Origin of the sequence: Caulobacter sp. (genome assembly GCF_965279145.1) — a bacterium.
Lineage (GTDB): Bacteria > Pseudomonadota > Alphaproteobacteria > Caulobacterales > Caulobacteraceae > Caulobacter.
This window is the reverse complement of sequence record NZ_OZ257139.1, coordinates 2,894,616-2,914,819: the sequence shown is the minus strand read 5'-3', so window position 1 is coordinate 2,914,819 and position 20,204 is coordinate 2,894,616. Positions and strand designations below refer to the sequence as shown.

Below are 20,204 nucleotides of genomic sequence, written 5' to 3'. Positions count from 1 at the left end.
CTGCAGCCCAAGGCTGGGTCCGTCGCGAGGAGGAGCTCCCGGATGGGGGTGAAGGGTTGAACGAGACCCGCGCGCCCCGGCCAGAGGGATAACGATCACGCGGAGCGTCTGTCTTCGTCGAAACGGTACTTAGAACTCACACATTCCGGGCGAGGCCCGGACGCTCCGCGACCCTTCCCATCACCATCGCAGCTTCGGCGCGAGGTCGCTGACACTTGCCCCCTACTGACCGCTTCGCGGTCGTCTTCCCCCGGAGGGGGAAGATGGGGTCAGCGCGGTTCATCTTCCCCCTCCGGGGGAAGACGGCTGCGCAGCAGCCCGTAGGGGGCCAGTGGCTGAGCCTGGAATTTCCCCTCTGGCGCTCCGACTTCCCTTACGTCTACAGTCCCCTCAAGAATTAGAACAAATGTTTGAAGGGAGAGTCAGGATGGCTGACGCGATTGCGTCCGGCGGGGTCAAACCGCTGTATTCGAACGGCTACAAGGCCTCGGTGCTGGGGCTGCTGCTCGCCACCTACACCTTCAACTTCATCGACCGGACGATCATCGCCACCATTGGTCAGGCCATCAAGGTCGACCTCAAGCTGACCGACACCCAGCTGGGCCTGCTGGGCGGGCTGTATTTCGCCCTTCTCTACACCCTGCTGGGCATCCCCATCGCCCGGATGGCCGAGCGCTGGAACCGGGTGACCATCATCTCGGTCTCGCTGGTGATCTGGTCGGGCTTCACCGCCCTGTGCGGCAGCGCCGCCAGCTTCGTGCAACTGGCCGCCTACCGCTTTGGCGTCGGCATCGGCGAGGCGGGCTGCTCGCCCCCCAGCCATTCGCTGATCAGCGACTATTATGCGCCCAAGCAGCGGGCCACGGCCCTGTCGATCTACTCGTTCGGCATTCCCCTGGGCACGATGTTCGGCGCGGTGGCCGGCGGCTGGCTGGCCCAGGAGTTTTCCTGGCGCGTCGCCTTCGTGATCGTCGGCCTGCCCGGCATCCTGCTGGCCGTGATCGTCAAGCTGGTGATCAAGGAGCCGCCGCGCGGCCATTCCGAGGCCAAGGAGCATCCGCTGGAGGCCGAGGACCTGGTGGTCGAGCCGCCCAAGCCGCCCTTCTCCCTGACCAGCGAGTTTCGCGAGATCGGCGCGGTCATCAAGATCCTGTTTGGCAAGTGGCCCGTTCTGCACATGGTGCTGGGCGTCACCATCGCCTCATTCGGCTCCTATGGATCCGGCGCCTTCGTGCCCTCCTATTTCGTCCGCAATTTCGGCCTGGGCCTGGCCCAGGTGGGCCTGATCACCGGCCTGATCGGCGGCTTCTCTGCCGGCGTCGGCACACTGGTCGGCGGCTTTCTCAGCGACTGGGCCGGCAAGAAGAGCGCCAAATGGTACGCCCTGACGCCCGCCATCGGCCTGCTGATCTGCACCCCGATCTATATCGCCGCCTATCTGCAGACCAGCTGGGAGGCCACGGCCCTGATCCTGCTGGTCCCGGGCATCTTCCACTATGTCTATCTGGCCCCGACCTTCGGCGTGGTTCAGAACTCGGTCGATCCCCGTCGCCGCGCCACGGCCACGGCCATCCTGTTCTTCTTCCTGAACCTGATCGCCCTGGGCGGCGGACCGGTCTTCACCGGCTGGCTGATCGACCACCTGGCCCAGTTCAACTTCAACAACCCCAATGCCGGCGGCCTGGTCTCGACCCTGGTCGGATCGTTCGGGGCCCATGACGGCGCCAGCTTCGCGGCCAGCTGCCCCGGCGGCGTCGCGCCCAAGGGCTCGCCGGCCGAGGCGGTGGCCCACTGTCGCACCGTGCTGGCCCATTCCAGCCAGCAGGGGATCATCGTCTCGCTGTGCTTCTACGCCTGGGCCGGCCTGCACTACGGCCTGGCCGCGATCGGCATGGTCAAGCACATGAAGGAACGGGCGGTGGCCCAGGCTTGATACAACTTGTCATCCCGGAAGCCTCGCAGAGGCTATCCGGGACCCAGGGGCCGCCGCGATGCGATTGCCCCTGGGTCCCGGCTCTCCGCTTCGCTGCGGCCGGGATGACAAGCGCCTTGAGCTATGCGGTTAGGATCCGCCCCTCGCGAACCTCGACGGGCCAGGGCGTCAGGCGGCGTCCCACGCAGGGCCCGCCGACGCAGACGCCCTCCTCCACCGTGAACATCGCCCCGTGCCACGAGCAGGCGATCAGGTCGCCGTCCGGGGTCAGGTACTGGTCCAGCTTCTGCGCCAGGGGCAGGCCGGCGTGCGGACAGCGGTCGACATAGCCGAAGGCCTGCTCGCCCCGCCGCACCACGAACCCATGAAAGCGATTGTCGCCGATCTGCAGCACGAAGTTGCGGGCGCCGCCTTCGGCGATCAGCTCCAGAGGCCCAAGCGTCACCCCCGCCGGCGTCGTCCAGACCCGTCCAGCAAGACCGACGGGGCCGGCGGGGATCGTCTCGTCGCTCAAATCCGCTCGACCGTCTGCTCGATGGCCCCGAAGATCGAATGCCCCTTGGCGTCCTTCATCTCGATGCGGACGGTGTCGCCCGGCAGCAGGAACGGCGTCTTGGCCGTCCCGTGCAGGATCGTCTCGACCGTGCGCAGCTCGGCCAGGCACGAATAGCCGACGCCGCCGTCGGCGATCGCTCGCCCCGGTCCGCCATCGGCGCCGCGGTTGGACACCGTGCCCGAGCCGACGATCGTGCCGGCCGACAGGGCGCGGGTCTTGGCGGCGTGGGCCACCAGGGTTCCGAAGTCGAAGGTCATGTCGACCCCGGCGTCGGCCTTGCCGAAGTCCTCGCCGTCCAGCCCGACCAGCAGGGCGCCGTGCAGCTTGCCGTCCTTCCAGGCGTCGCCCAGCAGGGCCGGCGTCACGGCGACCGGCGAAAAGGCGCTGGCGGGCTTGGACTGAACGAAGCCAAAGCCCTTAGCCAGCTCGGCCGGGATCAGGTTGCGCAGGGAGACATCGTTGCACAGCATGACCAGGCGGATCTCGGCCAGGGCCTCGTCCCGGGTCGCGCCCAGCGGCACGTCGCCGACGATGACCGCGATCTCGCCTTCCAGGTCGCAGCCCCAGGCGGAGTCGGCCAGCGGGATGTCCTCGCGCGGCGACAGGAAGCCGTCGGACGCGCCCTGGTACATCAGCGGATCGGTCCAGAAGGTTTCGGGCATCTCGGCGCCCCGCGCCTGGCGGACCAGCTGCACGTGGTTCACATAGGCCGAGCCGTCCAGCCACTGATAGGCCCTGGGCAGCGGACTGGCGGCGTCATGCTCGTGGAAGCGCTCCTTGGGCACCGCGCCGTGCTCCAGGCTTTCGGCCAGGCCGCGCAACAGAGGCTCGCAATGTCCCCAGTCATCCATCGCCGCCTGCATCGTCGGGGCGATAGTCGCCGCGTCGGTGAACCAGGCCAGGTCGTTGGAGACCACCACCAGCCGGCCGTCCCGGCCGCCTTTGAGAGACGCGAGCTTCATGGGCGCTTCCTCTTTATCGTTATCGTTAAGGCAGGACGGCCTTGGGGAAGCCCGACCAGCAGGCGTCATAGTCCGCCTGAAGCGCGCAATGCTCCAGAGCAAATCGCGTGGGGCGGATCACCCATCGACTTTCGAACATGAAGGCCAGGGTGTTCTCGATCTTGTGGGGCTTCAGCTCGGCCTCGGTCGCCCCCCGCCAACTGGCCAGATCGGGGCCGTGATCGCTCATGGCGTTGTGCAGGCTGGCGCCGCCCGGCGAGAAGCCGCCGGCCTTGGCGTCATAGGCGCCGGTGACCAGGCCCATGAACTCGCTCATCACATTGCGATGGAACCATGGAGGTCGGAACGTGTGCTCGGCCACCATCCAGCGCGGCGGAAAGATCACGAAGTCGCAATTGGCCGTGCCCGGGATCTCGCTGGGCGAGGTCAGCACGGTGAAGATCGACGGATCGGGATGGTCGAAACTGACCGTGTTGATCGTGTTGAACCGGCTCAGGTCGTATTTGCAGGGCGCGAAGTTGCCGTGCCAGGCCACCACGTCCAGCGGGCTGTGATCCCATTGCGACGACCACAGGCCGCCCTGGAATTTCTGGATCACCTGGGTCGGGGCCTCGACATCCTCAAAGGCGGCGACGGGGGTCAGGAAATCGCGCGGATTGGCCAGGCCGTTGGAGCCGATCGGTCCCAGGTCCGGCAGCTTGAAGGCCGCGCCATAGTTCTCGCAGACATAGCCGCGCGAGGGACCCGAGACCTCCACCCGGAACCGCACGCCGCGCGGGATCAGGGCGATCTCGCCCGGACCGGCGGTCAGAACGCCCAGTTCGGTGACAATCGTCAACACGCCCTGCTGCGGCACGATCAGCAGTTCGCCGTCGGCGTTCTGGAACACCCGGTCCTTCATGGACGTGTTGGCGAGATAGAGGTGGATACCGATCCCGGCCTGGGTGGCCACATCGCCATTGCCGGCCAGGGTCCGAAGACCGTCGACGAAGTCCGTCGGCGTAACCGGAACCCCGATCGGGTCCCAGCGCAGGCGATTGGGCGTTATCGGTCCGTCGAACGGTCCGCTGGCCAGGGTCGGTTGAGCGTAGGGCTCGTAGCGGCCATGGCCGGCGCTGGGCCGCAGGCGATAGAGCCAGCTCCTGCGGTTCTCATGACGGGGCGCGGTGAAGGCCGTGCCCGACAGTTGCTCGGCATAGAGGCCGAACGGAACCTGCTGCGGCGAGTTCTGCCCCACCGGCAGGGCGCCAGGGACGGCCTCGGTGGCGAAGTGATTGCCGAAGCCGGATTGGTACCTGAGCGCGTCGCTATCGGTCACGTGCATCCTCCCCCACCTCCGCTCTTCCCGGCGAAAGCCGGGATCCAGATTCATCCGGAGCGGTTCGTGGGTTTCACCTGGGCCCCGGCTTTCGCCGGGGAGAGCGGGATTGTGGGACGGGAAACGGGCTCCCGTCCACCAGCCTTGATCAGGCCTCGACCGTGATCACGCCGCGGCGGATCTGGTCCAGCTCGATGCTCTCGAACAGGGCCTGGAAGTTGCCGTTACCGAAGCCCTCATTGCCCTTGCGCTGGATGATCTCGAAGAAGATCGGGCCAAACAGGTTCTCGGTGAAGATCTGCAGCAGCAGGCCTTCCTCGCCGACATTGCCGTCCAGCAGGATGCGGTTCTTCTTCAGACGCTCCAGATCCTCGCCGTGGCCCGGCACGCGCTTGTCGACCAGCTCGTAATAGGTCTCGATAGTGTCCTGCAGCTTGACGCCCCGGGCGCGCAGCTTCTCGACGGTCTCGTAGATATCGGGCGTGGTCAGGGCCAGGTGCTGGATGCCTTCGCCATTGTACTGGCGAATGAACTCCTCGATCTGGCTCTGGTCGTCCTGGCTCTCGTTCAGCGGGATGCGGATGGCCTTGTCGGGCGCGATCATCGCCTGGCTGAACAGGCCGGTCGCCTGACCCTTGATGTCGAAATACTTCTGCTCCTCGAAGCCGAAGACATCGCGATAGAAGGTCGACCAGGTGCGCATCTGGCCGCGCTTGACGTTGTGGGTCAGGTGATCCAGCAGATCCAGGCCGACATTGTTCTTGGCCTCGGCCAGGGCCGCGCCGGGCACTTGGTCCCAGCTGTCATAGATCGTGCCCAGATCGCCATGGCGCTCGACCAGATATAGCATCGAGCCGCCGATGCCCTCCAGCACCCGCGCGCCCTCGCCCAGCACGGTCTTGCCGGCGTCGGCGGCGACCGCGCCGCGCTTCAGGGCTTCCGCATAGGCAGCTTCGACGTCACCGACGCGGAAGGCCATGCCATTGGCCGAGGGCCCGTGGGCGGCGCGGAATTCGGCGACCTGGCCGGTAGCCTCCTCATTGACCAGCAGGTTGATGCGGCCCTGCTTGTAGCGGGTCACGGCCTTGGTCGGATGGGTGCTGGCGGGCACGAAGCCCAGCGCCTCGAACAGCGCCTTCATGGCGGCGGGATCGGGGCTGGTGAACTCGACAAACTCGAAGCCGTCGAGGCCGAGCGGGTTTTGGGCGGTCATGGACATCGAGAAACTCCCAGAACTCAGCGAGCGAGCGCCGCCGGCAGGGCGGCGATCAGGCGGTCATTGTCGGCCGGACGGCCGATGGTGATGCGAACCCATCCGCCGGCGACGGGCGTCGGACGAATGATAAGCCCGTCCCGAAGCAAACGCTCCGTCGTCGCCTGAGGCCCGGCCGGCGAGCGCAGGAAGACGAAATTGGCCTGGCTGCTGGTGCGCTCGACGCCCAGAACGTCCAGCGCCGCCTCGACCCGACCTCGTTCGGCGATGGTCAGCGCGACGGTGCGCTCAAGATGCTCGACATCCGCCAGGACAGCCAGAGCCGCGGCCTGCGAAATGGCCGTGACATTGAAGGGGGGGCGCAGGCGATCCAGATAGCCGACCAGCTCGGCCGACGAGGCGATCCCATAGCCCACGCGCATGCCGGCCAGGCCATAGGCCTTGGAGAAGGTCCGCGCCGACACCCAGGGCCCGCCCCAGGCCTCCAGCAGGGCGAAGGTGTTGAACGCCTCGTGATACTCGCGGTAGGCCTCATCGATGAAGACCATCGTCGAGCGCGGGGTGACGGCCAGGATTTCACCGATATCGATGCCTGTCAGGGCGTTACCGGTCGGATTGTTGGGCGTGCACAGCACGAGAAGCTTCGGGCCCTTGGCCGCCTCGACCTTGAAGGCCTCGACGTCGAGGTCGAAATTGGCCAGGCGCGGCACATCGACGATGGCCGCCTCGGCGCATTTGGCGAAGATCTCGTAGGCCGGGAAGGTCGGGGTCGACAACAGGATCGTCTCGCCCGGGGAGATCACAGCGCGGAACAGGTAGTCGATCAGGGCTTCGGACCCAGGCGACACCACGATGCGCGCCGGATCGACCGCCAGATGCAAGCCCAGGGCGTCGCGCAGGGTCTCGCAGTAGGGGTCGGGGTAGATTTCCGGCGACGCCAGCGCGGCCTGGACGGCGTCAGCCACCGTGGGGCTGGCGCCCAGCAGGTTCTCGTTGCTCGCCAGTTTCGACAGATCGCTGCGGCCCGCGCGACGCCCCGCTTCGGCCAGGGTCATGCCGGCCTTGTAGGCCTGGACGGTCTCCAGCGCGGCGCGGACGGGCGACGGCATCGCGGACGCGAGGGGCTTTTGGTCCACAACCAGCATGAATACCGCTCCTCGAATGAACAGCGGTCAGGTTAGCGTGAGAGGAAAGTCAGAACCTGTCGATGATGACCGAGAGAACCCCCATCGCCGTCACATTATGCCAATATCGACCTCGCACGCGACGCCACCTACCTGTTCGGTCAGTCGATGTAGTCCAGCGGCAGGGCGGGCGAGTCCTTGATCGTATCCAGCACGAAGCTCGACTGGATGCCTTTGACGGCGGGCATCTTTAGCAGGCGTTTCATGGTGAAGTCGGCATAGGCGTCCAGATTGGGCGCCACGACGCGCAGCAGATAGTCGTAGCCGCCGGTCATGGCGTAGCAGCCGACCACCAGGGGTTCGCGCAACACGGCTTCCTTGAAGGCTTCGGCGGCGGTTTCGCTGTGACGATCGACCTGCACCTCGACATAGGCCAGCAGATCCAGGCTGGCCTTGCGGCGATCCAGCAGGGCCACATAGCCGGAGATCAGGCCCGACGCCTCCAGTTGCTTTACCCGTCGCAGGCAGGGGCTGGGTGACAGCCCGACCCGTTCGGCGAGGTCGACATTGGAGATCTTGCCGTCCTCCTGGAGGATCTGCAGAATCTTGCGATCGGCGCGGGTGAGCTTCATCGTGACCGGTTCTCAGGCGATATTGGCACGATATAGCAATCCGTCCCCTTCAGTGAGGATCAACGCAAAACGCCCCGGAGTTTCCTCCGGGGCGTTTCGAAGTTCACGAGCCTATCGAGCTTTTCAGTTCGCCAGGCGACGCAGGAACGAGGGTATCTCCAGATCCTCGCCTTCGTCGATCTGCTGCGATTCCAGCGGCTGCATGGCGGGGCGGGCGCTGGACGTCGTGCGAGCCTGCGGCTGTTGCGCGGGTTGCTGGTCGTAACGTTGGCGGCCACCGCCAAACAGGCTCATCCAGCCACCGGACTTTTGCGGCCGGCGGTCATCATAGTGCTGCTCGGTGTAGAGCGGCGCGTCATCGGCTTCCTCGACCAGCGGATCGACGATGCGCGTGACGGTGCGCGGCGCGGGTTGCGTGATGCGCGGCTCTGGCTGCTGCACCTCGGCGACGGCGGGCTCCTGGTAGTAGAGATCGGCCTGCGGCTCTTCGGCGACGATCTGAGGCTCGGGCTCATAGGCGGGCTCGGGCGCGTAAGAGGTCGGCTGGGCCGAGGGACGGTCCATCGGACGAGCTTCGTAGCGCGAGGACACGCGCTGGGCAGGCTCGGGCTGCGGCGCGGGACGGGCGGTTTCAGCGATCAGCGGCGCCGCCGTGGTGTTGCGGGCGACAGGCTTGGGTTCGATCTGGGCGATGGAGGCGCCGTCCATGCCGGTGGCGACCACCGAGACGCGGATCACGCCTTCCAGCGACGGGTCGAAGGCGGCGCCGAAGATGATGTTGGCTTCCGGATCAACCTGGTCGGAGATGGCGTTGGCCGCCTCGTCGACTTCCAGCAGGGTCATGTCCATGCCGCCGGTCACGTTGACCAGCACGGCCTTGGCGCCCTTCAGCGAGACTTCGTCCAGCAGCGGGTTGGCGATGGCGTTCTGGGCGGCCATCAGCGCGCGGTCTTCGCCGGTGCCCTCGCCGGTGCCCATCATCGCCTTGCCCATTTCGGTCATGACCGTGCGGACGTCGGCGAAGTCGAGGTTGATCAGGCCCGGCAGGACCATCAGGTCGGTGATCGAGCGAACGCCCGAGTGCAGGACCTGGTCGGCCATGCCGAAGGCTTCGGCGAAGGTGGTGCGCTCGTTGGCGACGCGGAACAGGTTCTGGTTCGGAATGACGATCAGGGTGTCGACATAGCGCTGCAGCTCACCGATGCCGGCGTCGGCCAGACGCATGCGGTGACGGCCTTCGAAGTGGAAGGGCTTGGTGACGACGCCGACCGTCAGGATGCCGCGCTCGCGGGCGCACTTGGCGATGATCGGCGCGGCGCCGGTGCCGGTGCCGCCGCCCATGCCGGCGGTGATGAAGACCATATGAGCGCCATCCAGGTGCTCGCCGATCTCGGGGAAGCTTTCCTCAGCGGCGCTCATGCCCACTTCAGGGTGCGCGCCTGCGCCGAGGCCCTGGGTGACCTGCACGCCCAGCTGGATGCGGCGGTCGGTCTTGGCGAACTGGAGCTGTTGAGCGTCCGTATTGGCGACCACGAACTCAACACCTTCGAGGCCCGCCTCGATCATGTTGTTGACGGCGTTGCCGCCAGCGCCGCCGACGCCGAACACGACGATACGCGGCTTCAGTTCAGTGGTGCGTGGCGCGGAAAGAGAAATAGCCATTGGGACCCTCGCGACCTAAGCGCCGAAATCGTCAAACAGGACCCCGGCGATCAATCGCCGGGAACGCCTCGACGATCGGGTTAACAAAACAACCACCATCGTTAATCGGCGGTTAACTGCATAATATGAGTCGGGGACACGTCGAGCGCCGCCGGAGCATAAATCGCGCTCCATCAACAGAATCGCTTGGGACTCCAAGGGTTCCGCTGGGAATTCTCAGTTGATGCGACCGAACGCCGCTGGGATCTATTTGGCGGCGGATTGTTAGCTTAGCCACGCGCGGTGAGCGCCGCTGCGGCGACAACCGTTAAAGGTTGTCGCGCAACCAGGCGGCGGCCTTGGCCATCGGGCTAGCGTTGGGGTCGATCGGACGCTTGCGCAGGGCTGCCGCGGCCAGGGCCTTGGGCGAGACAACTTCGCGAGGACCGAAGGCCGAACGATGCAGCACGCCGGCGGCGGCGCAGAAGGCCGGCCCCGAGGCGGCGTCGGCCAGGTGCGGCACCCGACGCGGACGCCCCAGGCGGACTGGACGGTCGAACACTCGAACGGCGACCTCGCGCACGCCGGCCAGCTGGCTGGCCCCGCCCGTCAGGACGATGCCCGCACCCGGCTCGACCGGCGCGCCCGAAGCCTTCAGGCGCTCGCGCAGCAGTTCCAGCGTCTCTTCGACGCGCGGCTGGATGATGCCCTTCAGCAGGCTGCGCGGCGCGATGACCGGACCGGCGCCCGGATCGTCACCACGGGGCGGAGCCTCGATCATTTCACGATCTTCGTTGGCCGAGGCGATGGCGCTGCCGTGCAGGGTCTTGATGCGCTCCGCGCCGGCGACCGAGGTCTGCAGGCCGCGGGCGATATCCTGAGTCACGTGCCCGCCGCCGACGGCCAGGCTGTCGACGTGGCAAAGCGCGCCGTTGTTGAACACCGCCACCGAGGTCGAGCCGCCGCCCATGTCGATGCAGACGGCGCCCAGGTCCATCTCGTCCTCTTCCAGGGCCGCGAGGGCCGAGGCGAAGGGCGCGGCGACCACGCCTTCGAACGAGAGGTGAGCGCGTTCAACGCAGTGGGCCAGGGTGTGAAAGATGTTCTCGTTGACCGAGACGACCAGCAGCTCCAGGCCCAGGGCGCGGCCGAACATGGCTCGCGGATCCCGAATGCCCTTCTGCCCGTCGACCGACCAGGCGATCGGCAGTAGGTGGATCGGCTTGCGACCGGGAATTCGGACCTGCGCCAGGGCCGAGGCGATGGCCCGAGACAGGTCGCCGTCGGCGATCGGCCGGGCGCCCAGCGACACCTGGGTATGGACGCGATGCGAAGCCAGCTGGCCGCCGGCCGTGCAGACGCTGACGCCCTGTACGTTGACGCCGGCCACGGTCTCTGCGCGTTCAACGGCCTGGGCGATGGCCTGGGCGGCCTCGTCCAGATTGACGATCGCTCCGCCGCGCACGCCACGCGACTGCACATAGCCGACGCCGGCCGTGGTCAGGGTGCGGTTGTCGCGATGGATCCCGTCCGCCTTCATGATGAAGCACGTGACCTTGGAAGCCCCCAGATCGACAGCAGCGAAGGCCGGCTGACGCACAAGCGTCGCCTTCAAGCCATCACGGGCCTGCTTTCGATCCTCCATTCGCGACATCGCTATCGTCACCTCAAAACCATCACGTTCACGCCCCACCGGCCACGGTCTGCCCAGGCAGAGCCGCGTCGCGGGGTCTTATCGCCACCATCTCGGGGTCGCGCAGATCAATACGCGCAAACCCCAAATCCAGGATTCGTTGGCGTTGGTCCAACTGATCCAGTTGAATCAGCGCGGATTCTTCGTCGATCGCCGGTAGCTGGATCAGCGAGCCGTCCTTCAGGCGCAGATCCCAGCGGCGATCATCGACGCGCACCATCGCTTCGAGCCGATCGCGCAGACGCGGACGGGCCGCGACGGCGGGCAGGATGGCGCCGGCGGCCTGATCGGCGCCCTGCCCCACCACCAGCGGCAACTGCGGGAAACGCGCGGCGTCCGCCTCGGAGATCACCCGCCCCTCGGCGTCGATGACCCGCATGCGGCCGCCGCTCTGCCACACGGCGATCGCGGGGCGTTCCTTGACGGCGATGACCACGGCGTCGGGCAGCAGCCGCACGACCTTGGCTTCCTTGACCCAGCCCACCGTCTCCACGCGCTGGCGGATGTCGGCCAGGCTCAGGCCCAGGGTCGGCTGGTCGAGATAAAGGCCCGAAGCGCGCATGATGTCGGCCTGGGCCGGCCCGGAGGCGCCTTGGATGTGTACGGTCCTGAGCTTGAAACCGGCGGTCGCGAACTCGCTGTCCACGCCCTGGCGCGCAGCCGTGACGAGGCGCTCGGCCCGATGGCCGGTCGCGAGCATCACCACAAGCCCAAGGCCGAGAGCCGCGCCGGCGACCCCCAATGCGAACGCGGGCGACAAACCCACACCCCTGGCGGCGCGCAACTTCGCGGCCGGCTGCGCGGCGTTGCGCGAAGCCGAACCCGTCTTCTTCGGACTTGCGGGCGCTTCGGCCCGAGGGCGCCTAGGCTTAGGCGATCCCCCCCGCACTACAGCGGGCATAAGCGTCCTCCACCATCCAGAGCACTAGTTGATCAAACGAAATCCCAACGTGGTCGGCTTGCTCGGGGGCGAGCGAAGTCGGTGTCATGCCAGGCTGCGTGTTGACCTCTAGAAGGACCAGAAGGTCGTTAATGTCGTCATAACGGAAGTCAGATCGGGTTACACCTTGGCAACCAAGAGCTGTGTGCGCCAGCTCGGCCATGCGCATGGCCCTATCCCTTACGCCATCGGGGATTGGGGCCGGCAAAACGTGGATAGAACCCCCCTCGGAGTACTTGGCTTCGTAGTCGTAAAAACCTGTGGACGAGCGAATATCGGTTACCGCCAGGGCCCTCGGACCATTTGCCTCACCCATCACGGCGACCGCCAGCTCCAGTCCGCGGATGTAGGGCTCGACCATCACCTCTTCGCCAAAGGTCCAGGACGGCGCGGCCAGTTCCTCGGGTGGACGGTTGGCGCCCTCGAAGACCAGGAACACGCCGACCGACGATCCCTCGGCGTTGGGCTTGACCACATAGGGCGGCGCCATCACGTGCTCGCGCGCCGCGTCGTGGCGATTGAACAGCCCGCCGCCGGGCACGATGACGCCCGCCGCGGCCAGCACGGCCTTGGCCTTGGCCTTGTCCATCGCCAGGGCCGAAGCCAGCACGCCTGAGTGGGTATAGGGCAGCTTGAGGGTCTCAAGCACGCCCTGGACGCAGCCGTCCTCTCCCCATTCGCCATGCAGGGCGTTGAAGACCATGTCCGGCGCGACCTTGGTGAGCACCTGGGCGACATCCCTGCCCGGATCGACGCGGGTGACCCTGGCCCCCAGCCGCTCCAGAGCGTCGGCGCACTCGCGCCCCGAGACGAGGCTGACCTCGCGTTCCGAAGACGGTCCGCCCAGCAGGACAGCGATATGGCGGCCGGAGAGAGGCAGGGTCATGGAGGGGCTCGACGAAGGAGGGAATGAGCCACTCCTAGTCAGACCGAGCGCCCCTGCCAATATTCCTTGTCATCCCGGCCGCGGCGTAGCGCGCCCAGCCGGGATGACAGTGAGGTCAGTGGCTCGCCGCCGCCGGGACCGCCGCCTTCAGCGCCCGGAAGTCGATGTCGCTGTCGGCCACCAGATAGATGAAGCTGGCCCACGCCGCGACGTTCTGCGCCAGCTGGACCGGGTCCACCTTGTTGAGGGTGTCGTCCATGGTGTGGTGGTAGTCGAAGTAGCGGCTGGCGTCCTGCTCCAGGCTGATCGACGGCACGCCCGCGCTTTCCAGCCCGGCGATGTCGGCGCCGCCGTGGGTCGAGGGCTCGCGGTCGAGATAGATCTTGAGCGGGGCCAGCACGCCCGCCGCAGTTCCGGCCAGCGGATGGGCGCCGCCGCCCGCAGGCAGCTTCAGGGCGTAGATGCGATCGGCGCCGCTGTCGCTCTCGCCGGCCAGAACGATCTTGGGAACCTCGGCCTTGTGGGCGTCGAGATAGGCCTCGGCCGAGCCGCCGCTCTCTTCCGAGCCGAACATCACCACGCGGATCGTGCGCTTGGGATGCTTGGGCAGGTCGCCGATCAGCTTGGCGGCGGCCGTCGTGATGGCCACGCCCGTGGCGTCGTCCAGCGCGCCAGTGCCGACATCCCAGCTGTCGAGGTGGCCGCCTATGACGATCACCTCGTCGGGCTTTTCAGAGCCCTTGATCTCGCCCGAGATATTCCAGGCCACGTCCTTGGGATCGAAGGTCGAGGCCAGCTTCAGCTTGATGCGCAGCGGACCCTTGGCGGCCAGGCGTTCCAGCTGCTCGGCCTCGGGCACGCCCAGGGCGGCGGCGGGGATGGTCACCACGCCCTCGCCGTTGGCGGTGACGCCGGTGTGCGGCACGGTCGAGTCCGAGGTCGAGATCGACCGGATCAGCAGAGCAGCGGCGCCGCGCTTGGCGGCCTCGACCGGACCCGAGCGGCGCGAGATGCCCGCCACGCCGTAGCCGGCGCCGTCCTGGGCGCGAACCATGGGCTGGGTGATGACGACGATCTTGCCCTTCAGCGCGCCGTCCGGCGCGGCGATCATGTCGGCATAGGTCTTGAACAGCGCCACGTCGGCCTCGATGCCGCCGGCCGGCGTCGGCAGGGTGCGGCCCAGGCCCACGATGGCCAGCTTCATCGGATAAGGGCCGACCAGCTCGGCGCTCTCCTCGCCGCGCGTCCAGGACGGCTTGGCGAATTCCTCGACCTTGATGTTGGTGAAGCCCAGCGCCTTGAACTTGGCCGCGCCCCAGTCCTTGGCGCGCTCCATGGCCGGCGAGCCGACCAGGCGCGGGCCGATATTGGTGGTCAGGTCCTCGGTGATGTCCCAGGCCAGATAGTCGCGAAGCGCCTTGTCGCGCAGGCCCTCGGCCGTCTTGACGTCTTGAGCGTGGGCGGTCCCGGCCATCAGGGCGGCAACGGCGGCGGCGGTCAGCAGGGAACGGAACATGCGCGGAGACTCTCCTGGGTTTCGCCTGTCATAGCATCGCGGCCGGCCGGGAAAAGTCAGCAATGCGCTGAACTATGCCGTTCTGCCGATCCGCTTGATTTCCCAGTCCAGCTGGATGCCCGTCTTGCTCAGAACATCGGCGCGCACCGCGTCGCCCAGGCCTTCCAGGTCGGCGGCCGTGGCCTCGCCGGTGTTGATCAGGAAGTTGCTGTGGAGGGGCGAGAACATCGCCCCGCCAAACGGCTTGCCGCGCCAGCCGGCCTCGTCGACCAGCTTCCAGGACGAGTGGCCCGGCGGGTTCTTGAACGTCGAGCCGCCGGTCTTTTCGCGGATCGGCTGCGTGGTCTCGCGGCGAGCGGTGATCTCGGCCATCCGGTCGCGCACGTCGGCCGGATCGTCGGGCGTTCCCCGAAACATCGCCTGCACCCAGAACATGCTGTTGGGTGGAACTTCCGTGTGCCGATAGGTGAAGCCGAAGTCCTCGTTGTTCCAGACCCGCATTTCGCCGGACCGGTCATAGCCCCAGGCGCTGACCAGGATGTCCTTGGTCTCGCGGCCATAGCAGCCGGCGTTCATGGTCAGGGCGCCGCCCACGGTGCCCGGGATGCCGACATAGAATTCCAGCCCCGTCAGGCCGGCCTTGGCCGCGGCCCGGGCGACCGAGGCGTCCAGCGCGGCCGGACCGGCGATGATCAGGTTCTCCTCGAGATCGACCGTGACCTCGCCAAACGCCCGCCCGGCGCAGCGGATGACCACGCCCTCGACGCCGCCGTCGCGGACGATGACATTGGAGCCCACCCCCAGCGCCTGAACCGGAACCTCGGGCGGCACGGCCTTGAGGAAATCGCGCAGGTCGTCGGCGTCGGCCGGCAGGAACAGCACCTCGGCCGGACCGCCGACGCGGAACCAGGTGAACGGGCCCAGCGGTTCGTCAAACAGCAGCTTGCCGCGAACGGCGGGGAGATGGGCTTTCCAGGTCATCGATACGTCTCCCCTTCTCCCCTTGCGGGAGAAGGTGTCAGCCGCAGGCTGACGGATGAGGGGTTTCTCGGCGTCGCCACGCGACCCCTCATCCGGCCGCTGCGCGGCCACCTTCTCCCGCAGGGGGAGAAGGGAGGGATCGAGGCGGATGTCACTTCGCCAGCGCTTCCAGCTGACCCGGCAGGGCATAGGCCCAGGTGGTGATGTCGCCGGCGCCCAGCAGCACGACGAGGTCGCCGCTGGTGGCTTCGGCGGCGATCAAGCGCGGCAGGGCCGTGGGGCTTTCCAGCGGCAGGGCCCGGCGGTGGCCGAACTTCTTGAGGCCTTCGACCAGGGCGTCGCGATCGATGCCCTCGATCGGCGCTTCGCCGGCCGTGTAGACGTCGGCGACGATGACGGTGTCGGCGTCGTTGAAGCACGAGCTGAACTCGGTCATCAGGTCGCGCAGTCGGGTGAAGCGGTGCGGCTGGACCACGGCGATCACCTTGCCTTGCGTGACGGCGCGGGCGGCCTTGAGCACGGCGGCGATCTCGACCGGGTGATGGCCATAGTCGTCGACCACGCGGACGCCATTGGCCACGCCGGTGGTGGTGAAGCGGCGCTTGACCCCGCCGAAGCTGGCGAGGCCCGCGCGGATGGCGTCGGGGCCGATGCTCAGCTCGCGGGCCACGGCCACGGCGGCGGTGGCGTTGAGCACATTGTGATGCCCGGCCATCGGCATCTTCAGGCCATCATAGCGCACCTGATCGCCGTCGCGGGGCGAGACGATGATGTCGAAGCTCGAACCGTCCGGCCCCATCTCGATATTGGAGACGCGCACCTCGGCCTGGGGATTGACGCCATAGGTCACCAGCCGCCGGTTCTCGATCCGGGCGGTCAGGGCCTGGACTTCCGGATGGTCGGTGCAGACCGCCGCGAAGCCATAGAAGGGGATGTTCTCGATGAAGTCCTGGAAGCCCTTCTTGACCGCGTCAAAGGTGCCCCAGTGGTCCAGGTGCTCGGCGTCGATATTGGTGACGATGGCCACGGTCGACTTCAGCTTCAGGAACGAGCCGTCGCTCTCGTCGGCCTCGACCACGATCCAGTCGCCCTCGCCCACCTTGGCATTGGTGCCATAGGCGTTGATGATGCCGCCATTGACCACGGTCGGGTCCAGGTCGCCAGCGTCCAGCAGGGCGGCGACCATCGAGGTGGTGGTGGTCTTGCCGTGCGTGCCGCCCACGGCGATCGAGAACTGCAGGCGCATCAGCTCGGCCAGCATCTCGGCGCGGCGCACGAGGGGAAGACGCTTGTCGCGGCCGGCCACCATCTCGGGATTGTCGGCCTTGACCGCCGTCGAATAGACGATGGCCGAGGCGCCCTCGACATGGGCCGCGTCGTGACCGATGAAGATCCGCGCGCCCAGCTTTTCCAGCCGCTCGGTATTGGCGCTGGCCTTGGCGTCGCTGCCCTGAACGGTGTAGCCGATGCGCAGCATGATCTCGGCGATGCCGGACATGCCGATGCCGCCGATGCCGATGAAGTGCACGGGGCCGAGTTCGAAGGGTACGGGGCGTCGACGCTGGATCATGAAGAGCCGATTAGACCATTTGCGCCGCCCGCGAAACGCCCTGTTGGCCGCGATGTTGTGGACGGGCCCCGCCCTCGCTCAGGCCCCCGCCGCGCCCGCGCCTCCCGCCGAGCTTGAGCTGCGCCTGGCCGATGTGGGCCGCTTCGCCGTTTTCGTCGACATCACCAGCGTCCATTGGACGGGCCGCGCCGCCCGGCTGCGTGTGCTGCAGGTCACCGAGGGCGGCTTCAAGGCCGGCGCCGACGAATACTGGGGCGGCTGGCGCCACGAGGTCATCGACTGCGAGGCCCGCAGCATCGCCCATGCGGGCTTTGGCAGCATCCGGGCCGGCGGCCGCGAAGGCCCCGTCACCGGCGACCAGCGCCCACCCGCCCCGATCCCGCCCGGCGGCGCCGACGACGCGGTGGCCAAGGTCATCTGCGACGGCTGGAAGCCCTTCGCCAGGGTTCCGCTGGCGACCAGCGTCGAGCAGGCGGTGGGACTGGCGAGGCCGCTGATCGAGACGGGGGCGGAGCCTTGAGAGACGCCCTCAGCTTTCAAAGACATCCATTGGGTCGTCGATGTCAAAGCTATTGTAATGAAAGAGGGTTAGCCCCTCCTCTTCCGCTACGCGGACAAGCCATATTCCAGCAATTCTCATCAAATAGAATGCAACTTGAATATCATCTGAGCCATTAGCTAAAAAAATATAATTTCGCCCAAATATTTCAACATTCAAAATTCCAGTCTGCCGTTCTATTGATTCGCCTTCTCCGACATCTAGATTAATCGGTTGGCCGAAATTGATGATGATGGACCCCACCCCCTCAACGCCATCGGAATCGATATAAGGGATGCGTCTAGGACCGAGTTTGAACGCGTTCATTTTATCCTCCTTCCGTCAAAGAGCGGGATGTTGACTGCGTCTATACCGTCACGAAGGCAAATCGCATGCCTTCTCATGGCCGATGACATGCATTCGCCATATATAGCACCCTTATGGGCTTTATCTTTTCCATACATGGCTGCATATGATGCGCATTTTATTTCGTCATTTATATATAGTTCGTCGCAATCATCCTCAATTGGGACAGAAGTTCTTCCTACCCCGGGACGCCATTTCTTTGTCCGCCTCTTCTTTTTCGCACCGCCAGTAACATCCGTCACAGTCAGCGATAGTTCGGGCGCTGGAAGCTTCAAAAACGGCGTCTTCGCCCGCCCCGTCGTGATCCGATCAAACTCGCCGACCTGACGAGAAATCGCGACGCCTCCAGCAAGGGCGGGCAAGCCTGCAGCCCTCAGTGTAGCCGGGACTGCGGCTGGATGCCTGATGACCGTACGGACAGCTTGCGGCAATAGCTGCTTAGTAGGTTTAGGGCTCACGCGGGGCAGCTTTCGCACGCTCGCGCCCCCGCCGCCCCGCCCGGTATCGACCCACTGGCCGCCGTTGGAACTCCCCACCGGCGCGCGCGGCTGGTTGGGATCAAACTTCGTTTCCAGATTCCGGATCGCCTGCCGCAGCACTTCGGCCGCTGCGTCGCTCCGGAATTTACCTAATGCGCTTTCAAGATCACCAGACGTCATCGTCCTCTCCGCAGGGGGCATGGCGCCTTCAACAGGCGCACAGGTTCGCAGCCTCGCCGGTCTGACCGGCGAGTTGGGGAGGCGGCGGAGCGTCCGGGCCAGGCCCGGAGGAGTGTAGTTGGAGTACCGTTTCGGCCGTGGCCGGAGCGCTCCGCACGGTTGTTTTCCCTCTGGCCGGCACGCGCGGGTCTCGTTCAACCCTTTGCACCACATCCGGGCTTGCCCTCCTCGCGACGGACCCAGCCTTGGGCTGCAGCCACGCCGATTCCGGAGGACCCGGAACGAACCTTCGGACGGGCGGAGACTTTGGCCTTCCTCCGATGGACAGGTTTACGTCCCCTGTCCTCACTTTAAGCCGGCCGGCGCGGACATCGTCCGACCGGTGGCCCCGCACAACCGCCCCCACCGCCCGTCAGGTCGCCAGCTGGACGCCCTCCCCTTGCGATGAAGCGAGGAGAATTATGCGGCCGTTTTTGGGGGTGTTGCGTCGATTTTGCATCGTGACGCTGGGTGGCAGAGTCAGGGCGTTGAATTTGTTGGGGTGGAGGGGCGTGGATGCCCGAGCGGGAACGGGGATTGCCGCCCGGCGCTGCGACGCCCGATTTCGGATCAGGGCTCCTGCGCCGACAGGCCCTTCTCCGTCTGAATGACGGGTCGAAGAGAGCCGTCTGGATTGTAGTCAAGACGCTCGACCGTCACCGCCCGGCGCCCGATGGCGCCGTTTTGATCGCCGATGGACAGCGCCGCGTTGTGAAGGAAAATGTACCAGTCACCTTTGAACTCGACGATGCCGGGGTGAATTGTGAAGCTGTATTTGCCCGCGCCCGTGAGCTCTCCCCGATAGGTCCACGGGCCAGTGATGGCCGGGGCCGTCGCATAGGAAACATGCTCGTCGCGCTGGGTGGTGCGGTCGAGTGAAGCGTAGGTGAGATAGTACAGGCCACCGCGCTTGTGCAGCCACGGCCCCTCCTCGAAATGTGGCGGCGTGATTTCCGTGATCGGACCATCGATCTCGATCATGCTTGGCTTGAGTTTCGCGATGTAGGCTTGGCGATTGCCCCAGGCGATCCAGGTCGTCCCATCATCATCGGTGAAGACCGTGGGATCAATATCCTCCCAGCTATGCGTCCCCTTGGGCGTCATTTCGTTGGTGATCAGGGCGGATCCTCGCGCGTCGACGAAGGGGCCCGTCGGCCGGTCGGACACCGCCACGCCAATGGCCTTTCCGGGGTGAGTGTCGTCGTGCTCGACTGCGGCGTAGAAGTAGAACTTTCCGTTTTTCTGGATGGCCTGCGACGCCCAGGCGTCCTTTTTGGCCCACTTGAAGTCTGTCGCCTTCATGATCGGCGGGTAGGACGTCCAGGTCTTCATGTCCGTCGTGGAGTAGACCAGCCACTCGCGCATATTGAACATTTCATCGCGCTGGGCCTCGTCGTGACCGACATACAGAAACAGACGATCGCCCAAGACCAGCGGAGCGGGGTCGGCTGTAAACCTGTCTCGAAAGAGCGGGTTCGAACCCGGTTCGATCCCCTTGCCGCCGCTCGGCTCTGAAGGCGAGGCGACAGACACCATCGCGGCCAGCGCAAGCGCTATCCAGCCCAAACCCATCTTCGTATTCCTCCCAGAGCGCGCAGATATTACTCAGACAAAATTGAGCGTCAATCGCGCAAGCT

General features: G+C 66.2%; 19 protein-coding genes and 1 pseudogene. 2 read left to right on the top strand and 18 right to left on the bottom strand.

The genetic code is table 11. The features are described 5' to 3' along the window. The first annotated feature begins 427 nt into the window (after nucleotides 1-427). Entirely contained in the window at nucleotides 428-1,933 is a 1,506-nt protein-coding gene (locus ACQY9P_RS13610; protein ID WP_421738746.1) for a spinster family MFS transporter, read from the top strand. A 35-nt stretch (nucleotides 1,934-1,968) separates the two neighbouring features. Here the strand turns inward: ACQY9P_RS13610 and ACQY9P_RS13605 are convergent. The 15 genes and pseudogenes from ACQY9P_RS13605 to murC all read right to left on the bottom strand — a co-directional run. Then, nucleotides 1,969-2,058, bottom strand: a pseudogene (locus ACQY9P_RS13605) (hypothetical protein); the annotation flags it as partial. After that, complete coding sequence (locus tag ACQY9P_RS13600) at nucleotides 2,055-2,447, bottom strand: Rieske (2Fe-2S) protein (protein ID WP_421738747.1); 393 nt, start codon at nucleotides 2,445-2,447, stop codon at nucleotides 2,055-2,057. The pseudogene ACQY9P_RS13605 and the gene ACQY9P_RS13600, both read right to left, overlap by 4 nt. Next, a complete protein-coding gene (locus ACQY9P_RS13595; RefSeq protein WP_421738748.1) occupies nucleotides 2,444-3,451 on the bottom strand; it encodes a fumarylacetoacetate hydrolase family protein in 1,008 nt (335 codons plus the stop codon). The genes ACQY9P_RS13600 and ACQY9P_RS13595 overlap by 4 nt, the downstream gene beginning before the upstream one ends. A gap of 25 nt (nucleotides 3,452-3,476) precedes the next feature. Then, nucleotides 3,477-4,775 carry a homogentisate 1,2-dioxygenase gene (hmgA, locus tag ACQY9P_RS13590; RefSeq protein WP_421738749.1) on the bottom strand — a complete coding sequence of 433 codons (1,299 nt, stop codon included), beginning with the start codon at nucleotides 4,773-4,775 and terminating at the stop codon, nucleotides 3,477-3,479. Between the two features lie 142 nt (nucleotides 4,776-4,917). Next, the gene (gene hppD / locus ACQY9P_RS13585; RefSeq protein WP_421738750.1) at nucleotides 4,918-5,988 is read right to left on the bottom strand and encodes a 4-hydroxyphenylpyruvate dioxygenase; all 1,071 of its coding nucleotides are present in this window, start codon (nucleotides 5,986-5,988) and stop codon (nucleotides 4,918-4,920) included. Nucleotides 5,989-6,005: 17 nt separating this feature from the next. Next, the gene (locus ACQY9P_RS13580; RefSeq protein ID WP_421738751.1) at nucleotides 6,006-7,127 is read right to left on the bottom strand and encodes a pyridoxal phosphate-dependent aminotransferase; all 1,122 of its coding nucleotides are present in this window, start codon (nucleotides 7,125-7,127) and stop codon (nucleotides 6,006-6,008) included. A gap of 140 nt (nucleotides 7,128-7,267) precedes the next feature. Further along, nucleotides 7,268-7,738, bottom strand: a complete 471-nt coding sequence (locus ACQY9P_RS13575) for an Lrp/AsnC family transcriptional regulator (protein WP_421738752.1) — start codon at nucleotides 7,736-7,738, stop codon at nucleotides 7,268-7,270. 123 nt (nucleotides 7,739-7,861) lie between these two features. Continuing rightward, nucleotides 7,862-9,400: a cell division protein FtsZ gene (ftsZ, locus tag ACQY9P_RS13570; protein ID WP_421738753.1), complete on the bottom strand. Its 1,539-nt coding sequence runs from the start codon at nucleotides 9,398-9,400 to the stop codon at nucleotides 7,862-7,864. 15 nt (nucleotides 9,401-9,415) lie between these two features. Next, nucleotides 9,416-9,499, bottom strand: a complete 84-nt coding sequence (locus tag ACQY9P_RS13565; RefSeq protein WP_421740096.1) for a hypothetical protein — start codon at nucleotides 9,497-9,499, stop codon at nucleotides 9,416-9,418. 208 nt (nucleotides 9,500-9,707) lie between these two features. Continuing rightward, nucleotides 9,708-11,033 (bottom strand): cell division protein FtsA, encoded by a 1,326-nt coding sequence (gene ftsA, locus ACQY9P_RS13560; protein WP_421738754.1) that lies wholly within the window; start codon nucleotides 11,031-11,033, stop codon nucleotides 9,708-9,710. Nucleotides 11,034-11,061: 28 nt separating this feature from the next. Beyond that, complete coding sequence (gene ftsQ, locus ACQY9P_RS13555) at nucleotides 11,062-11,973, bottom strand: cell division protein FtsQ (RefSeq protein WP_421738755.1); 912 nt, start codon at nucleotides 11,971-11,973, stop codon at nucleotides 11,062-11,064. Further along, nucleotides 11,942-12,898 carry a D-alanine--D-alanine ligase gene (locus ACQY9P_RS13550; RefSeq protein WP_421738756.1) on the bottom strand — a complete coding sequence of 319 codons (957 nt, stop codon included), beginning with the start codon at nucleotides 12,896-12,898 and terminating at the stop codon, nucleotides 11,942-11,944. The genes ftsQ and ACQY9P_RS13550 overlap by 32 nt, the downstream gene beginning before the upstream one ends. A gap of 115 nt (nucleotides 12,899-13,013) precedes the next feature. Beyond that, on the bottom strand, nucleotides 13,014-14,414 hold the full coding sequence (locus ACQY9P_RS13545) for a M20/M25/M40 family metallo-hydrolase (RefSeq protein ID WP_421738757.1): 1,401 nt from the start codon (nucleotides 14,412-14,414) through the stop codon (nucleotides 13,014-13,016). A 72-nt stretch (nucleotides 14,415-14,486) separates the two neighbouring features. Beyond that, nucleotides 14,487-15,395 (bottom strand): UDP-N-acetylmuramate dehydrogenase, encoded by a 909-nt coding sequence (murB, locus tag ACQY9P_RS13540; RefSeq protein ID WP_421738758.1) that lies wholly within the window; start codon nucleotides 15,393-15,395, stop codon nucleotides 14,487-14,489. A gap of 151 nt (nucleotides 15,396-15,546) precedes the next feature. Beyond that, on the bottom strand, nucleotides 15,547-16,965 hold the full coding sequence (gene murC / locus ACQY9P_RS13535) for a UDP-N-acetylmuramate--L-alanine ligase (protein ID WP_421738759.1): 1,419 nt from the start codon (nucleotides 16,963-16,965) through the stop codon (nucleotides 15,547-15,549). Here murC and ACQY9P_RS13530 point away from each other — a divergent pair. Beyond that, the gene (locus ACQY9P_RS13530; RefSeq protein WP_421738760.1) at nucleotides 16,964-17,485 is read left to right on the top strand and encodes a hypothetical protein; all 522 of its coding nucleotides are present in this window, start codon (nucleotides 16,964-16,966) and stop codon (nucleotides 17,483-17,485) included. The genes murC and ACQY9P_RS13530 overlap by 2 nt on opposite strands. 9 nt (nucleotides 17,486-17,494) lie before the next feature. Here the strand turns inward: ACQY9P_RS13530 and ACQY9P_RS13525 are convergent, their stop codons facing one another. The 3 genes from ACQY9P_RS13525 to ACQY9P_RS13515 form a co-directional block, all read right to left on the bottom strand. Then, nucleotides 17,495-17,830 (bottom strand): hypothetical protein, encoded by a 336-nt coding sequence (locus ACQY9P_RS13525; RefSeq protein ID WP_421738761.1) that lies wholly within the window; start codon nucleotides 17,828-17,830, stop codon nucleotides 17,495-17,497. Beyond that, nucleotides 17,827-18,528 (bottom strand): hypothetical protein, encoded by a 702-nt coding sequence (locus ACQY9P_RS13520; RefSeq protein ID WP_421738762.1) that lies wholly within the window; start codon nucleotides 18,526-18,528, stop codon nucleotides 17,827-17,829. Before ACQY9P_RS13520 ends, ACQY9P_RS13525 begins: the two co-directional genes overlap by 4 nt. Before the next feature lie 609 nt (nucleotides 18,529-19,137). Next, nucleotides 19,138-20,139 carry a glycoside hydrolase family 43 protein gene (locus ACQY9P_RS13515; protein WP_421738763.1) on the bottom strand — a complete coding sequence of 334 codons (1,002 nt, stop codon included), beginning with the start codon at nucleotides 20,137-20,139 and terminating at the stop codon, nucleotides 19,138-19,140. Between the last annotated feature and the right edge of the window lie 65 nt (nucleotides 20,140-20,204).

Coding starts and splice junctions, on each gene's coding strand:
- ACQY9P_RS13610 (WP_421738746.1), top strand. CDS start 428: ATGGCTGACGCGATTGCGTCCGGCGGGGTCAAACCGCTGTATTCGAAC.
- ACQY9P_RS13595 (WP_421738748.1), bottom strand. CDS start 3,451: ATGAAGCTCGCGTCTCTCAAAGGCGGCCGGGACGGCCGGCTGGTGGTG.
- hmgA (WP_421738749.1), bottom strand. CDS start 4,775: ATGCACGTGACCGATAGCGACGCGCTCAGGTACCAATCCGGCTTCGGC.
- hppD (WP_421738750.1), bottom strand. CDS start 5,988: ATGTCCATGACCGCCCAAAACCCGCTCGGCCTCGACGGCTTCGAGTTT.
- ACQY9P_RS13580 (WP_421738751.1), bottom strand. CDS start 7,127: ATGCTGGTTGTGGACCAAAAGCCCCTCGCGTCCGCGATGCCGTCGCCC.
- ACQY9P_RS13575 (WP_421738752.1), bottom strand. CDS start 7,738: ATGAAGCTCACCCGCGCCGATCGCAAGATTCTGCAGATCCTCCAGGAG.
- ftsZ (WP_421738753.1), bottom strand. CDS start 9,400: ATGGCTATTTCTCTTTCCGCGCCACGCACCACTGAACTGAAGCCGCGT.
- ACQY9P_RS13565 (WP_421740096.1), bottom strand. CDS start 9,499: ATGGTGGTTGTTTTGTTAACCCGATCGTCGAGGCGTTCCCGGCGATTG.
- ftsA (WP_421738754.1), bottom strand. CDS start 11,033: ATGTCGCGAATGGAGGATCGAAAGCAGGCCCGTGATGGCTTGAAGGCG.
- ftsQ (WP_421738755.1), bottom strand. CDS start 11,973: ATGCCCGCTGTAGTGCGGGGGGGATCGCCTAAGCCTAGGCGCCCTCGG.
- ACQY9P_RS13550 (WP_421738756.1), bottom strand. CDS start 12,898: ATGACCCTGCCTCTCTCCGGCCGCCATATCGCTGTCCTGCTGGGCGGA.
- ACQY9P_RS13545 (WP_421738757.1), bottom strand. CDS start 14,414: ATGTTCCGTTCCCTGCTGACCGCCGCCGCCGTTGCCGCCCTGATGGCC.
- murB (WP_421738758.1), bottom strand. CDS start 15,395: ATGACCTGGAAAGCCCATCTCCCCGCCGTTCGCGGCAAGCTGCTGTTT.
- ACQY9P_RS13530 (WP_421738760.1), top strand. CDS start 16,964: ATGAAGAGCCGATTAGACCATTTGCGCCGCCCGCGAAACGCCCTGTTG.
- murC (WP_421738759.1), bottom strand. CDS start 16,965: ATGATCCAGCGTCGACGCCCCGTACCCTTCGAACTCGGCCCCGTGCAC.
- ACQY9P_RS13525 (WP_421738761.1), bottom strand. CDS start 17,830: ATGAACGCGTTCAAACTCGGTCCTAGACGCATCCCTTATATCGATTCC.
- ACQY9P_RS13520 (WP_421738762.1), bottom strand. CDS start 18,528: ATGACGTCTGGTGATCTTGAAAGCGCATTAGGTAAATTCCGGAGCGAC.
- ACQY9P_RS13515 (WP_421738763.1), bottom strand. CDS start 20,139: ATGGGTTTGGGCTGGATAGCGCTTGCGCTGGCCGCGATGGTGTCTGTC.